At 70.7% G+C, this 13887-nt stretch carries 14 protein-coding genes; 11 read left to right on the top strand and 3 right to left on the bottom strand.

Annotated elements, in window-relative coordinates; all coding sequences use genetic code 11:
* Positions 1-5: 5 nt before the first annotated feature.
* Complete coding sequence (locus ABZX10_RS18085; protein WP_355542887.1) at positions 6-1307, bottom strand: lipase family protein; 1302 nt, start codon at positions 1305-1307, stop codon at positions 6-8.
* A 269-nt stretch (positions 1308-1576) separates the two neighbouring features.
* Between ABZX10_RS18085 and ABZX10_RS18080 the strand changes: the two genes are divergently transcribed.
* Together ABZX10_RS18080 and ABZX10_RS18075 are read left to right on the top strand one after the other, a co-directional pair.
* Complete coding sequence (locus ABZX10_RS18080) at positions 1577-2077, top strand: hypothetical protein (RefSeq protein ID WP_355542884.1); 501 nt, start codon at positions 1577-1579, stop codon at positions 2075-2077.
* A 79-nt stretch (positions 2078-2156) separates the two neighbouring features.
* On the top strand, positions 2157-2300 hold the full coding sequence (locus ABZX10_RS18075; protein WP_139058039.1) for a preprotein translocase subunit YajC: 144 nt from the start codon (positions 2157-2159) through the stop codon (positions 2298-2300).
* A gap of 12 nt (positions 2301-2312) precedes the next feature.
* Here the strand turns inward: ABZX10_RS18075 and ABZX10_RS18070 are convergent, their stop codons facing one another.
* A complete protein-coding gene (locus ABZX10_RS18070; protein WP_355542880.1) occupies positions 2313-2939 on the bottom strand; it encodes a TetR/AcrR family transcriptional regulator in 627 nt (208 codons plus the stop codon).
* Positions 2940-3021: 82 nt separating this feature from the next.
* Here ABZX10_RS18070 and ABZX10_RS18065 point away from each other — a divergent pair, with 82 nt between their 5' ends.
* From ABZX10_RS18065 to ABZX10_RS18025, 9 genes are all read left to right on the top strand, one after another.
* Positions 3022-3903 carry an SDR family oxidoreductase gene (locus ABZX10_RS18065; protein WP_355542877.1) on the top strand — a complete coding sequence of 294 codons (882 nt, stop codon included), beginning with the start codon at positions 3022-3024 and terminating at the stop codon, positions 3901-3903.
* The gene (locus ABZX10_RS18060; protein WP_355542873.1) at positions 3900-4817 is read left to right on the top strand and encodes a patatin-like phospholipase family protein; all 918 of its coding nucleotides are present in this window, start codon (positions 3900-3902) and stop codon (positions 4815-4817) included. The genes ABZX10_RS18065 and ABZX10_RS18060 overlap by 4 nt, the downstream gene beginning before the upstream one ends.
* Positions 4814-6280, top strand: coding sequence for an NAD(P)/FAD-dependent oxidoreductase (locus tag ABZX10_RS18055; protein WP_355542870.1), 1467 nt, complete (start codon positions 4814-4816; stop codon positions 6278-6280). Before ABZX10_RS18060 ends, ABZX10_RS18055 begins: the two co-directional genes overlap by 4 nt.
* A gap of 139 nt (positions 6281-6419) precedes the next feature.
* Complete coding sequence (locus ABZX10_RS18050) at positions 6420-7304, top strand: SDR family NAD(P)-dependent oxidoreductase (RefSeq protein ID WP_355542867.1); 885 nt, start codon at positions 6420-6422, stop codon at positions 7302-7304.
* Positions 7301-8872, top strand: coding sequence for an AMP-binding protein (locus tag ABZX10_RS18045; RefSeq protein ID WP_355542864.1), 1572 nt, complete (start codon positions 7301-7303; stop codon positions 8870-8872). The genes ABZX10_RS18050 and ABZX10_RS18045 overlap by 4 nt, the downstream gene beginning before the upstream one ends.
* Positions 8869-9648, top strand: a complete 780-nt coding sequence (locus tag ABZX10_RS18040; RefSeq protein WP_355542861.1) for an MBL fold metallo-hydrolase — start codon at positions 8869-8871, stop codon at positions 9646-9648. The genes ABZX10_RS18045 and ABZX10_RS18040 overlap by 4 nt, the downstream gene beginning before the upstream one ends.
* Entirely contained in the window at positions 9645-10376 is a 732-nt protein-coding gene (locus ABZX10_RS18035; protein WP_355542858.1) for a dienelactone hydrolase family protein, read from the top strand. Before ABZX10_RS18040 ends, ABZX10_RS18035 begins: the two co-directional genes overlap by 4 nt.
* A complete protein-coding gene (locus tag ABZX10_RS18030; protein ID WP_355542855.1) occupies positions 10373-11170 on the top strand; it encodes an MBL fold metallo-hydrolase in 798 nt (265 codons plus the stop codon). The genes ABZX10_RS18035 and ABZX10_RS18030 overlap by 4 nt, the downstream gene beginning before the upstream one ends.
* The gene (locus ABZX10_RS18025; protein ID WP_355542852.1) at positions 11167-11775 is read left to right on the top strand and encodes a TetR/AcrR family transcriptional regulator; all 609 of its coding nucleotides are present in this window, start codon (positions 11167-11169) and stop codon (positions 11773-11775) included. Before ABZX10_RS18030 ends, ABZX10_RS18025 begins: the two co-directional genes overlap by 4 nt.
* Positions 11776-12015: 240 nt before the next feature.
* Here ABZX10_RS18025 and ABZX10_RS18020 read toward each other — a convergent pair whose 3' ends face one another.
* Positions 12016-12831 carry an MspA family porin gene (locus tag ABZX10_RS18020; RefSeq protein ID WP_355543114.1) on the bottom strand — a complete coding sequence of 272 codons (816 nt, stop codon included), beginning with the start codon at positions 12829-12831 and terminating at the stop codon, positions 12016-12018.
* Between the last annotated feature and the right edge of the window lie 1056 nt (positions 12832-13887).

The following is a 13887-nucleotide window of genomic DNA, read 5'->3' as shown; positions in this document are numbered from 1 at the left end:
AGCGGTCAGATCCGGCGGGCGAGGCCCACCCGGGCGAGGGTGCCGACGAGACGCAGCGTGCGTCCGACCTGCCGCGGCGAGGCCATGATGGTGCGCTTGTGCGTGTGTCCGGCGTCGGCGACGGGCTTGCCGTCGAGGCGGTCGGCCAGCCAGCCGAGCAGCAGGGGTGCCGACAGGAAGTGCATGGAGAAGTGGTCGCTCCACTGGTCGGTGCGGTACTCGACGTGGGTGCCGCCGTCGGCGTAGCGCGCGACGTGCGCCTCCGCGTCCGTGACCGGTGAGATCTGGTCCTTCGTGGACTGCACGACGAGCATGGGCACCGTCGGCGCGGACTGCCCGGGCCGGATGTCGTCGAAGATCTCCAGCAGCTTCGGCAGCCGCGCGACCTCCTCGAAGGTGAGGTCGGGGCAGTAGTAGCCGAAGTCCTTGTGCGCCATCTTGCGGATCGCGCGCTCGGGCGACCACTCGAGGGCGTCCTCGTAGAACAGCTTGCGCCCCTTGTCGTCGACGTGCTCGGCGAGCACCTCGCGCAGCGTCGGGTACTCGCGGGCGAGCGCGGCGATGACCAGCGTCGGCAGGCCCGTGAACAGGGTGTTGTTGAGGTAGACGAACACATTGCCCGGGTCGGAGACGGGCGCGCCCACGGCCCCGGCGATCAGGTTCAGTTCCGGCGCGTACGACGGTGCGATCTCCGCGGCCCAGGAGGTGGCCAGGCCGCCGCCGGAGTAGCCCCAGACGCCGAGGCGGGTGTCGGCCGCGAGGCCCAGCGGCTCGTGCGAGAGCGCGGCGCGCAGGCCGTCGAGCACCATGTAGCCGGGCTCGCGGGGGATGCCCCAGCGTCCGGTCTGGCCGCCGTGGTCGGGCACGGAGACGGTCCAGCCCTTGGCCACCGCCGCCGCGATGAACAGGTACTCGATCTGCGGGAAGGAGGCGTCCTCTGTCCGTACGCCGTGCTGGAGCACGTAGGAGGGGAAGGTCTTGGGGTGCAGCGAGTCGATCGCGCACTGGTAGCTCACCAGCGGTGCGCCGGGCTTCGCGCCGCGGAGCGGGCTGATCACGGTGGTGACGGTGACCTCGGGGACGCCGTGCATGTTGACGGTGCGGTACAGCAGCTGGGTGGCGCGCACCTTCTGCTTGACGCGGCCGAGGAAGCCGATCGACACGTCGCGGTAGCGCAGGACGGTGCCCTCGGGTGCGTCCTCGAAGCCCGACGGGGCCTCGAAGAACGGGTCGACGCCCACCATCTGCGGCTCCGCGGGCGCGGGCCACTGCTCGGCGAGCTCCGTGCGGTTCTGCACAGCCGTCATGTCGGTCCTCCTGATCGGGGGTTCGGAGCGACTGTACACGCATATGGGACAGATCTGAAGAATCTGTGTCACGGACGTCTCCGCACGACAAATCCTTGCGACTCGCGCCTGCCGTATGATCAGCCTATGGTCGCCACCAAGCCCGACACCAAGGGAATCGACGTGACTCGCGTCAGTAGCCGCGAGTTCGAGCGCATGGTTTCGGCTCCCGCGCGCCCCTCGACGCGTCTACAGACGGCCATGGCGAATCGACGGGCTAAAGCCGGCCGTTGACGCACGAGCCCCAGCGGCTTTCTGAAGAGCACAGTTTCGACTTCTTCGAGTGCGGCGAGGAAACACTCGACGCATGGGCACGAACGCACGCACTCATCGATCAGCAACAAGGCAAGTCGGCGACGCACGTCTGGACGGACGAGGGCGGCGTCTATGTCGTCGCGTACTTCACCCTGCTGCCGACGGTCACTCGCGCTGACGACGGTTGGTTCGCCGCGATCAAACCGCGGCGCTACCAGGGTCGTGAGCTGCCGGGTGTACTTCTGGGGAAGATCGCCCTCGACTCGTCGTTGCGCGGTCAGGGGCTTGGCATCGACCTCCTGGCCGACGCGATTCTCACAGCGTCGGACGCGATGCTGCTCATCGGCGGTATCCACGTCGTCATCGACCCGATGCCAGGGCGCCCAGGTCTCCGAGACTGGTATCGAGCGGCGGGTTTCCAAGAGATCGACGGGACCGACCGCATGTATCTCACGATCCGCGGCCGAACCCGGTGAACATCGCGTGAACCGGCCCCGCTTGCCTTTGCAAGCGGCTAATCTTCATCTCGCTGAATGAACGATTGAGGTGAACGACGTGACCCCAGGTGACCGCGTGCAGTTGCGCGACGAGGTGCTGAGCTACGGAACCGTGCTCAGTGCCGACGATGAGGCGGTGTCGGTCAAGCTCGATGACGGACGGGCCGTGGCGGTGCACCGCGAGGCCGTCGTCCTCCTCTAGACGCGCCCGCCGTCAGTACACACCCGCCCCGAGCAGCGTCAGCGTGTTGCGCATCGATGCGATCACCGGCTCCGGCGAGATCCTCGGGTCGACGGCCCGCTGGATCCCCAGCCCGATCGCCGCGGCCAGCATCAGATCCGCGGCGGAATCGAGCGCGTACAGCTCGGCCTCCGCGTCGGCGGCGGCGTCATCGGCGGCGCCGCGGAGCATGTCCCGCAGCATGTCGACGACGGTGCGGTGCGCCGCGGAGCGCAGCTCGACGACCATCGCGAGGAGCGTCGGGTCCGTCCGCGCGACGGTGACGAACTCGAGCTCGAGCATCGTCCACCCGACATCGCCTGCGGTCCGCTCCACCCAGGACGCGAGCACGTCGATCCGGTCCTGCAGGTCACCGGGCCCGCTCATCAGTGCACTGAGCTCTGCGACCTTCTCCTCGTGGATGGCCTGCAGCACCTCGCGGCACAGATTCGGCTTGTCGACGAAGTTCGAGTAGACGGCACCCTTCGAGTACCCGGCCCGGTCCGCGATGTCCTCCAGGCTCGCCGCGGCGTAGCCGACCTCGAGGAACCGGTCCCGCGCGGCGTACAGCAGGTCGGCGCGCGTCTGCGCGCGCTGCTCGACGCGGGTCAGCCTGGCCATGTCGAGAAGAATACCGCTAGCGGTATTCAAAAACTATGAGTATTCGAATACTCTGGGTCCTACCTGATCGAAAGGATCCACCATGGCTCTGTTCTTCGGCCCCTCCGACCGCCACCTCGCGCAGCTCGACGGTGCGCTGGTCGTGATCACCGGCGGCGCCCGCGGCATCGGCGCCGCCACCGGCCGCCTGTTCGCGCAGCACGGCGCCCGCGTGGTCCTCGCGGATGTCGACCTCGACGTCGCCGAAGCCACCGCGGAGACCATTCCGGGCGCACGCGCCGTGCGGCTCGACGTCACCGACCGGGAATCCTGGCGGATCGCACTGGCCGAGATCGGCGACGACATCGACGTCCTCGTCAACAACGCCGGCGTCATGCCGCTCGGCCACTTCGAGGAGGAGTCGGAGCGGACCACCGATCTCATCCTCGACGTGAACATCCGCGGCATGCTCAACGGCATGCGCGCCGCGATCCCCGGCATGGTGGCGCGCGGGCGCGGCCACGTCGTCAACGTCGCGTCGATGGCCGGCATGATCCCGATCCCCGGCATGGTCACCTACAACGCCAGCAAGTACGGGGCGCTCGGCGCGTCCCTCGGCGCGCGCCGGGAGTACGACGGGACCGGGGTCACCGTGTGCGCGATCCTCCCCTCCGCCGTGCGCACCGAGCTCAGCTCGGGCGCGCAACTGGGAGCGGGCATGCCCACCGTCGACCCCGAGGACGTCGCCGCGGCGATCGTCGACACGCTGCGCACCGGCGCGGCCCGGACGTCCGTGCCGAAGTGGGTGGCGCCGGGCTGGAGCCTCGTCGAGGCCTTCGTGCCCGAGCCGGTCGAGCGACTGGCGCGCAAGCTGATCGACGACCGGCGCACCCTCGACCTCGACGCGGCCGCGCGGAAGGCCTACACGGACCGCATCGACCGCCATGCCGCTGCCCACGCCCTCGACGAGGAGGCCGCCCGATGACCCGCGCCCTCGTGATCGGCTGCGGCGGCACCATCGGCGGCGCCTGGACCATCGCCGCACTCGCCGCGCTCGAGGAGCAGCTCGGCTCCGACCTCCGTGACTTCGACGTGCTGCAGGGCACCTCCGCCGGCTCGGAGATCATCACCGCGCTCCAGCGCTTCTCGGTGCAGGACCTCGTCGCGATGCAGGAGGGACGCGCGGAATCGCCCGTGCTGCAGCACCATCTGGCTGCGACCCCGCCCTCGTTGCCTCGCATTCCGTTCTCGCTGCCGTCGAACCCCGCCACGCTGTGGACCCGGCGCGGCGGGCACGCGCCGCTCACGGGCATCGCCCCGCGCGGCCGCGGCGACGCGACCTGGCTGGCGGAGCTGGCCGACGCCACCGTCGGGCCCGGCGCGCTTGTGCCCCCGAAAGCCCGGCTCGTGGCCTACGAGCCCGCCACCGGCGAACGCGTCGCCTTCGGGGCGCCCGGCGCGCCGAAGGCCACTGCCTCCGAGGCACTCCGGGCGTCCTGGGCGATACCCGCGTGGATGCCGCCCGTCGAGATCGAGGGTCGCACCTACGTCGACGGCGGCGCCGCCTCCACGGCCTCGGTCGACCTCGTCACCCGCGAGGACGCCGACGAGATCGTCGCGGTCGTGTCCATGGCCTCCGCCCCCGGCGTCCGCGGCCCCGGGCTCGGCGGACTGCTCGAGCACGCCGTGCTGAGAAGACCCATGTCGCAGGTCTTCTGGTCCGAGGTCGCGGTGGCTCGAGCCCGGGGCCAGAGGGTCACGGTGATCTCGCCCGACGGTGCCGATCTGGCCGGGCTGGGTGCGAACTTCATGGCCCGGGGCCATCGCGCGCAGGCCTTCGAAGCCGCGCAGTGGACCGCCCCGCTCGCCGTCCGGCGCGGACTGGAGGCGGCGCGATGACCGAGCCCCGCATCGTGGTCATCGGCGCCGGCGTGGCCGGCATCTCGACCGCACACGTCCTGCAGGAGCAGGGTTTCACCGACTGGGTCGTGCTGGAGAAGGGCGCCGACGTGGGCGGCGTGTGGTTCTGGAACCACTACCCCGGCCTCACGTGTGACGTGCCCTCGCAGATCTATCAGTTCGCGTTCGCGCCGAAGCCCGACTGGGAACGGATCTGGGCCACCGGTCCGCAGATCCAGCGCTACCATCGCGAGGTGGTCGAGGATCTCGGCATCGCGGACCGGATCCGCTGCAACACCGAGGTTCTCGCCGCGGAGTTCGACGACGCCTCGGCCACCTGGGCCCTGACGCTGAGCACCGGCGAGACGATGACGGCCGACTTCGTCATCTGCGCGACCGGCGTGCTGCACAACCCGGCGATCCCCGACATCGAGGGCCTCGCCGACTTCGACGGCGACGTCGTGCACACCGCCCGCTGGGACGACGCGCTGATCACCGAGGGCCGTCGGATCGCCGTCATCGGCACGGGATCCACAGGCGTACAGGTGGTCTCGGCGCTGCAGCCGCGAGCGAAGCACCTCACACACTTCGTCCGATCGCCGCAGTGGGTGCTGTGGGCACCGATGCGGCTGCCGCAGATCGCGCCGATCACGACCCTGTTCGAGCGCGTTCCGGGGCTGATCGACCGGGTGCACCAGGGCCTACTCTGGGGCTCGGGCATCCTCGCGGACATCGCGACGAAGCCGTCGTGGCGGCGCAGCGCGGTGCAGGCCTACGCCCGGCTGTCGCTCCGCGCGCAGGTGCCGTCCGCCCTGCGGCCCGGCCTCACGCCCGAGGACGAGCCCCTGTGCAAGCGACAGGTCGTCTCCGGCACCTACTACTCGGCGATCAAGGCGCGCAATGCCTCCCTGGTCTCGGAGGGCATCGAGCGGATCGAGGCGAAGGGCGTCCGCACCGCGGACGGGACGCTGCACGAGGCCGACGTCATCGTGCTCGCCACCGGCTTCCGGGCGCACGACTACATGCGGCCGATGCGGGTCACGGGCAGGGACGGGGTCACGCTGGACGACGCCTGGTCCGGCGGCCCGCGGGCCTACCGGATGACGGCGATCCCGGGTTTCCCCAACCTGTTCACCGTCCTGGGCCCGAACTCCCCGACCGGCTCGATCTCGCTCCAGTTCTCCGCCGATCTCACCGCGCGGTACATCGCGCAGTGGCTGGACCGGTTCCGCCGCGGCGAGGTCACCTCGGTGGAGGTCACCGAGGCCGCGACCGACGCCTTCAACGAGCAGGTGGCCGAGGCCATGGGGCCCACGGTGTGGAACACCGGCTGCAACTCGTGGTACTTCACGGAGAGCGGCACCATCGACCTGTGGCCGTTCGACCGGAAGACCATGGTGCGCATGCTGTCCGAGCCCGACGAGGCGGACTTCCACGTCCGACGGTCCGCCGACCACCGCTGACGATCAGGCGCCCGGACCGGGCGCTGGGACCCCGAGGGCCCGGTACCGCACGCGCGGTGCCGGGCCCTTGACATGACAGGACGTGCACGGCATTCTGAACATAGTTCATATATGAACAACGTTCAGATTGGAGCGATCCATGACCTCTCCCTCGTTGGCGGGACGCCTGTCCAGCCCTCGCCGTGAGACCGACCCGCGCCGCCTCGCCGAGGCCGTCTCGGGACGCACGGTCCTCATCACCGGAGCCTCGTTCGGCCTCGGCGCGGCCACAGCCGAACTGTTCGCCGCCGCGGGCGCCACGGTGCTCCTCGTCGCCCGCACCGCCGACAAGCTCGACGAGGTCGCCTCCCGAATCCACGGGAACGGCGGCGCCGCCCACACGTTCCAGGCGGATCTCTCCGATCCCGCCGGCGTCGAAGCCCTGGCCACGTCGATCATCGAGCAGCACGGCGCGCCGGACATCGTCATCAACAACGCGGGCAAGTCGATCCGCCGCTCGCTGGACCTCCAGCTCGACCGGCCGCAGGACTTCGTCCGCACGATCGACGTGAACTACCTCGGCCCGGTCCAGCTGCTGCTGCGGCTGATCCCCGCGATGACCGAGGCCGGCGGTGGCCGGATCGTGAACATCTCCACCGTCGGCGTGCGCATGTATCCGGGGCCGCGCTGGGGCGCCTACCAGGCGTCCAAGGGCGCCTTCGACACCTGGTTCCGCAGCGTGACGCCCGAACTGCACGCCCGGAAGATCGCCACGAGTTCGGTCTACATGGCCCTGATCCGCACCCGCATGAGCGCGCCCACCCCGAGCATGCGCAGGCTCCCCGGCCTGGACCCCGAGCACGCCGCGCAGGTCGTGGCCGCCGCCGTGGTCGACGGTCCGCGGGTCCTGGCTCCGTGGTGGTCGTGGCCCCTCGACACCGCCTCCGCGGCCGCCGGCGGCGTCTTCGCCGCCGTCTACACCCGCGCTTTCCGGTTCACCGCCGACTCCGCCTCGGCGCGTCCCCGGCACGAGGTGCTCCGGTGAACGCCGCAGTCGCCGCGGCTCTCGCCGCGGCACGGTCCGGGCTGCTCGTCCCGCCGCCCCCGACCCGCTGGCCCCGAGTGCTCGACGCGCTGCGCGCGGGCCCGCGGGGCATCGGCTCGCTCGTGCGCCTGTCCGCAGCGCGGCACCCCGACCGGGTCGCGATCGTCGACGACGAGGGCACGCTCACCTACCGGGAGCTGCTCGCCGAGGTCGATGCGGCTGCCGCTGCGCTCCACTACGGCGCGGGCGTGGACGCGTCCGCCACGGTCGGCATCATGTGCCGCAACAGCAGGCGGTTCGTCGTCGCGCTGCTCGCCTCCACCACCCTCGGTGCCGACGTGGTGCTGCTCAACACCGACTTCCGGGACCGCGCGCTCGCGGCGTCGCTGGAGGGTCACGACATCTCGCTGGTGATCTGCGACGCCGAGTTCGACGCGATCGTCGGCGCCGTGCCCGCCACGCGCACCGCGTCGGCCGGCGTGCGCGATCGGTGGCGCCGCGCACCGTCGTCCCCGCGCGAGGGACGCCTGATCCTGCTCACCTCGGGCACCACCGGCACCCCGCGCGGGGTGCCGCGCGACCCGGACGTGCGCACCGTCCTCGGGATGACCGCCAGCGTGATCCTGCGCACCGGAGCGCGCACGGGCATGCGGACCATGGCGTCCGTGCCCTTCTTCCACGCCTTCGGGTTGGCGGGTCTGCTCATCACGCTCGGCCTCGGCGGCACCCTGCTGACGTGCGCCCGGTTCGACCCGGTCGCCGCGCTGGAGCGTGCCACGGTGCACGAGGCCGACGCGCTGCTCGTGGTGCCGGTGATGCTCAGCCGCATCCTCGACGTCGTTCCCGAGAGCTCCCAGACGTACATGCCGCGCATCGTTCTCAGCGGCGGCTCCGCGCTGCTGCCGTCGGTCGCGGAGCGCTTCACCGACCGCTTCGGCGACCACCTGTACAACGGCTACGGCTCCTCCGAGGTCGCCCTCGCCACGCTGGCCACGCCGGCGGATCTCCGTCGTTCGCCCGGCACCGTCGGGCGGGCCGTTGCCGGCGCCACCGTCGCGATCCTCGGGGACGACGGTGCCGCCGTCACCCCCGGCAGCACGGGCCGGATCCACGTCGGCGGCGCGCCCGCCGTCGGTACCTACACCAGCGGGCAACGCAAGGGCGAGGTCGCGGGGCTGATCGCCACCGGAGACAAGGGGTTCATGGACCGCGACGGGCTGGTGCACGTGACCGGTCGCGAGGACGACATGATCGTCAGCGGCGGCGAGAACGTCTACCCGCGTGCGCTCGAGAACGTCCTCGCCGGGCACCCGGACATCGTCGACTCGTGCGCGGTCGGCGTGCCCGACGAGCAGTACGGACAGCGTCTCGCGGCATTGATCGTCGCCGACGCCGGGCTCTTATCCGAATCGGATCTGCGCTCGCACCTGAAGGATTCGCTGTCCCGGTTCGAGCAGCCACGCGACATCCACTTCGTCACGGCGGTCCCCCGCAACGCCGCGGGCAAAGTCGACCGGCGCGCGACCACAGCCCTGCTCGTCCAACTCGCCCGGGAGACCGCATCGTGACCATCCACCTGTTCGACGTCGCCACGTTGCGCCCACTCGCCGGCGGCGAGGTCCCCACGCTGTGCCTCGTCGTCGTCGGCGAGGACCGCGTGACCGCGATCGACGCCGGCTTCCCGGTCTCGGTGTTCGAGGACACCTCGCTCATCGGTTTCGAGCGCCACTTCCTGCGCCTGCGCCGCACCCCCGAGATGGCGCTGGTGAACCGCTTGGCATCGATCGGCCTCCGCCGCGAGGATCTCACCGACATCGTGCTGACCCATCTGCACAGCGAGCACGCCGCCGGTATCGTCGACTTCCCCGATGCAACGGTGCACGTCTCCGCCACCGAACTGGCCTCGTCGCGCTCGCGCTCGCCCCGCGCCCGGATCTCGTACCGGTCGCGCTTCTTCGAGCACGGCCCGAAGTGGGCTTCCTACAACGGTGCCGCGCAGTGGCTGGGCGTGCCGGGCTGCTCGTACGTCACCGACGACGTGGTGCTGGTTCCATTGCCCGGGCACACCGTCGGGCACTGCGGCGTCGCGGTGCGACGCGGCGACCGGTGGCTCCTGCACACCGGCGACGCCGGGTACCGCGATCCGCTCACCGGCTTCGACGCGTCCTTCCCGCTCGGGCTGTACGAGCGGGTAGTCAAGGCCGACGGTGCCCTCCAGGCCGAGACCTGGCGCACGCTGGAGCGGCTCTCCCTCCGCCCCGACGTCGACACGATCTCGTCCCACCGCTTCCCGCCGCGGCTGCCGCTCTCGCTCGCGGACACGACCGAAAGGAGTTCCCGATGACCCGGCCCGTGACGATCGAACGGATCACCGTCGACGGGGGCCCGGCCCCCTTCGAGGCCCTCATCGCCCGCCCCGCCGAGCCCGCCGGGCCGCGCCCGTCCGTGCTGCTCGTGCACGACATCACGGGCGCCGAACCGGACATCGAGCGCAACCTCCGCATCGTCGCCGGGCACGGCTACCTCGCGATGGCTCCGCTGATGTTCACCGCGGGCACCAGCCGCGCCGGCTGCATCGTGTCCACCATGCGCTCCCTCGCCACCGGGAAGGGCTCCTCGTTCGGCGTGCTCGAGCGGGCGCGCTCCGTGCTGGCGGGCGACGCTCAGTCCACGGGCGACGTCGCGATCACCGGGTTCTGCATGGGTGGCGGATTCGCCCTCCTGGAGGGAGACGCCCGCTACGTCGCGGCGGCGCCGTTCTACGGCGCACTCACCACGTACCGGATGGTCGCCGCCGACACGTGCCCCGTGGTCGGCTCGTTCGGCCGCCGCGACGCCTTCATCCCGTTCGGTGAGCAGCGCCTGCAGCGGGTGCTCGACCGGCACGGCATCGACTCCGACCTCAAGACCTATCCCGGTGTGGGGCACAGCTTCGCGAACCGGATCGAGCTCGCGCCCGACGCGGTGCTGCGCGTGGCCGGCATGCACTACGACGAGGCGGTGTCCGCCGACGCGTGGGCGCGGGTGTTCGCGTTCTTCGACGCGCGCTTCGCGGCGGGGGATGCGGCATGACGGTTCGCGTCCACCACCTCAACTGCGGCACCCTGCGTCCACCGGGGGCGCCACCGATGGTGTGTCACGTCCTGCTGGTGGAGACGGACGCGGGCCTGGTCCTCGTCGACACCGGACTCGGCACGGCGGACATCGCGAGTCCGAGGGCCCGGCTCGGCGTCATCGCCCCGGTCATCCGCCCTGCCCTCGACGACGCCGAGACCGCCGTCGCGCAGGTCCGCGCGCTCGGCTACTCCCCCGCCGACGTCACCCACATCGTGGCCACCCACCTCGACTCGGACCACACCGGCGGGATCGACGACTTCCCCGGGGCGAAGGTCCACGTCACCACCACCGAGTACCGCTCGGCGGGCCTCGCGGACGGCCCGGCGGCGGCGCTGCGGTACCGGCCCTGGCGATCGTCACCGGTGCCCGCCACCGTCACCTACGACCGATTCCCGGTCGACTGGTTCGGTTTCCCGAGCGCACCGCTGTCCGCGATCGACGAGGATCTGCTCCTGGTGCCGCTGCCGGGGCACACCCCGGGCCATGCCGGGGTCGCGGTGCCGACCGGCGACGGCTGGCTCCTCCACTGCGGCGATGCCTTCTACCACCGCGCGGCGGTCTTCGGCGGCCCCGTCCCCGCGGCGCTCCGGCTGGGCCAGTTCGTCTCCGCGACGCGACGGCGGGAGACCCGCGCCACCCGGGACCGGCTCGCGGAGGCCTTTTCCGACGGTGCGCCGAACGTGACGCTGGTGTGCGCGCACGATCCGGTGATGTACGCGGATGCGGCACGGGGCAGTATCGGGGGGTGAACACGAGCAGGCCGGCCACCCAGTGGGGCGATCGCGACCAGCGCCGGATCGACATTCTCCGCGCGGGGGAGCGGCTGCTGCGCGAGGGCGGCTACTCCGCGCTGCGGATGCGCGATGTCGCCGACGGTGCCGGCATCTCGCTCGGCACCGTGTACACCTACTTCGCGAACAAGGAGAACCTGTTCATCGGCGTCTTCGCCGAGCAGGTGGTCGATCTCACCGAGCGGCTGCGCCCCCGGATCGAGAGCGCGGCCGACTTCACGGAGGTGTTCACGGCAGCCGCCACCGAGTACCGCGAGCAGTACCTGAACTTCGGGCGCCAGTTCGACGCGCTGGGCCTCGTGCACGATCCCGGCACGCTGCAGCCCGCGGTGGAGCAGCATCTCCGGGACGCGACGGGCGGGCTGATCGGCGTGCTCGGCGCCGCCCTCGTCGATCTCGGGTACGAGGGCGATCCGCGCCCCGCCATGGCCCTGCTCTGGTCCACGGTGACCGGCCTCGCCAACCACTACACCACCGCCCGGCAGGACTTCCTCGGCGTGCCGTGGGACGACGAGATCGCCTTCGCCGCCGAACGGTTGGGCCGCAGCCTCGGCGTCCTGTGACGGGGTTGTATCCCTATCCCTGAACGCAAGTCGGACAAGTCGCCGGAAGCCTGGTCAGCGCGAAGAGCGCGCACCCGGCGGGTGCGCGCTCTCGTGGTGATGATCGGTGTCCCAGAAACCGGCCCGTTCTGGGACACATGACCTGATGCCTTCGGCAGAAGTCTCGTCATACGGCTCGTCCGCCCCTCACACGACGGTGGGGAGCGGACGAGGGGGTAGGGTCACCGGGCCCCCCGAGGCCTACTTCTGCGGGGCAGGCGCGGGAGCTGCGGGCTTGCCAGCAGGTGGTACCGGCAACGCGGCCGCCGGCTTCGCAGAAGTAGGCGGTGCAGGCCTGGCCGCCGGGGCGGGCTTGGGATCGGGTTTGGCGGCGGGGGCAGTCACGGGCTTGGCCTCGGGTTTCGCGGCGGCCTGGCCGGGTTGCACGGGCGCTTCCTTGACCGGGGGTGGGGTCTTGGCCTCGCCGGGCTTGTCGCGTTCGATGAACAGGACCTTGCCGTAGGTGGTGATCGAGGAGGTGCCGGCGTCGGTGACGATGGTCGCGGTCGCGTAAGCGCGGACTTGCGCGCCGCCGAGGCAGCCGTCGACGCTAATGCGGGTCTCACGGGAAATGACGTACGCCGTCTGCCCGCCAAGGTCCTTCTTGGCGATCGGGAAGTCGCGGGTGACACCGGGCCCGAGGGTGCCGGTGATCGATCCGCCGATGGTGACGGTGTTGCCTACCGTGGCGGATACGCCCGCGGTGCCGGAGGCGTTGACTGAGCCGCCGCCCTGACCGCCTGAGGATCCGCCGGAGCCGGTACCGGAGACGCCGACTGTGCCGCTGACGCTCGGGGTGACGCTGGTGGAGACGGCATCGGAGAGGTTGCCGCCGATTTGGAGGCTCTGGGCCTGTGAGGCGCACCCGAGTTGGACCCCTGTGGTGATGTTGCCGCCCTTGACCGCGACGGCCGGCTTCTTCTTCGGGTCGGTGTAGGTGATGGTCGCGCTCCCGGCGAGGCGGCTGAACGCTTCGTACGAGTTGAGCGCACGGCCAAGCGGCAGAACAGATCTCAGGGTCCTCGCCGTATTTCCACACCCGGATCGTGTACCCCTCGGGGATCTCCAGGGCTCGGGAGGTGTCGGCGAACAGGCCGCCTCGGATGGCTCCCGGTACGGGGGCCTTATCGGCTGCCGGCGGTGCAGCGAACGCCGATCCCGTCATGCCGGCGATCGCTACACTGCCGAGCGCCAGGAGTGCGCCGCTCTTGCGGACCCGGCGACGGGCGCCGCGATCGCGCCGCGCCTGCTCCAGGTTCCCGAGGCGCTGGCCCTGTTCACGTCTTCTGCTCATCGGTCGGACCTCTCCCCTTCAGTTCCCACACGTCACTTTTGTCACATACGTAACATTCAGGATCGAAACAGTCATCCGAGGGTTGTGTCAGCTGGCGTTACGCAACTGTGACCACTCTTTGGTGCACCGGCCCATCGATTCGCCATGTCGATGGACATGGGTTTAAGGCGCAGGTAGCGTCCCGATGTGCGAGTCATCGGCCAGTGCTCCAACTGGCCGGCAGCACGCGGTCGTATCGAGCAGCGTCCAGGTGCGTGGAGGGTGGGATGGTTCGGCATGGCGGATAGATCTCTACGAGAACTACGGAAACGAGCGCGGGCTGCGACAGCGGTGATAGTCGCGCCGATCTTGGTCGCGGCAGGTCTCACCGTGTTCGGTGCGGTCGAGTACGCACCCGCGGCTTCGGCAGCGCCGTGTCCGCCGGGTGCTACGACTTGCGCGCCCGGTCCCGGGCCAGGACCGACGGTCGAAGTGCCGACGGGGCCGCCCACGACAGCTCCGCAGGCGCCGACCACCACCGTCCCGCCGGCACAGCAAACCACCGGAAACTCTGCGCCGACCCCCAACCAGGGTGGCGACGGGATGAACGTCCAAACGCCCAACCAACCCACAACGACGAACCCGAACGGCATCTTCGGCCCAACAACCGCCGCGCCTCCGGCAACCGGTCAGCCGACGGCTACTTGAACCGCCCCGGGTAGTCCGGAGACTCCGAATGTTGGAAGGTTGGAGTCATGGCAGGGAGCACATCGAATCGGTATCCGGCTGAGTTGAAGGCG

It is taken from the genome of Tsukamurella sp. NPDC003166, from assembly GCF_040611135.1.
Classification (GTDB): Bacteria; Actinomycetota; Actinomycetes; order Mycobacteriales; family Mycobacteriaceae; genus Tsukamurella.
Note: the sequence above shows the minus strand (reverse complement) of the source record. Positions and strands in the feature narration are given on the sequence as shown.

What these genes read in the sequence shown, in the direction of transcription:
- ABZX10_RS18060 (WP_355542873.1), top strand. Translation starts at nt 3,900, where the DNA reads ATGACCCGCGCCCTCGTGATCGGCTGCGGCGGCACCATCGGCGGCGCC.
- ABZX10_RS18065 (WP_355542877.1), top strand. Translation starts at nt 3,022, where the DNA reads ATGGCTCTGTTCTTCGGCCCCTCCGACCGCCACCTCGCGCAGCTCGAC.
- ABZX10_RS18030 (WP_355542855.1), top strand. Translation starts at nt 10,373, where the DNA reads ATGACGGTTCGCGTCCACCACCTCAACTGCGGCACCCTGCGTCCACCG.
- ABZX10_RS18055 (WP_355542870.1), top strand. Translation starts at nt 4,814, where the DNA reads ATGACCGAGCCCCGCATCGTGGTCATCGGCGCCGGCGTGGCCGGCATC.
- ABZX10_RS18070 (WP_355542880.1), bottom strand. Translation starts at nt 2,939, where the DNA reads ATGGCCAGGCTGACCCGCGTCGAGCAGCGCGCGCAGACGCGCGCCGAC.
- ABZX10_RS18050 (WP_355542867.1), top strand. Translation starts at nt 6,420, where the DNA reads ATGACCTCTCCCTCGTTGGCGGGACGCCTGTCCAGCCCTCGCCGTGAG.
- ABZX10_RS18085 (WP_355542887.1), bottom strand. Translation starts at nt 1,307, where the DNA reads ATGACGGCTGTGCAGAACCGCACGGAGCTCGCCGAGCAGTGGCCCGCG.
- ABZX10_RS18035 (WP_355542858.1), top strand. Translation starts at nt 9,645, where the DNA reads ATGACCCGGCCCGTGACGATCGAACGGATCACCGTCGACGGGGGCCCG.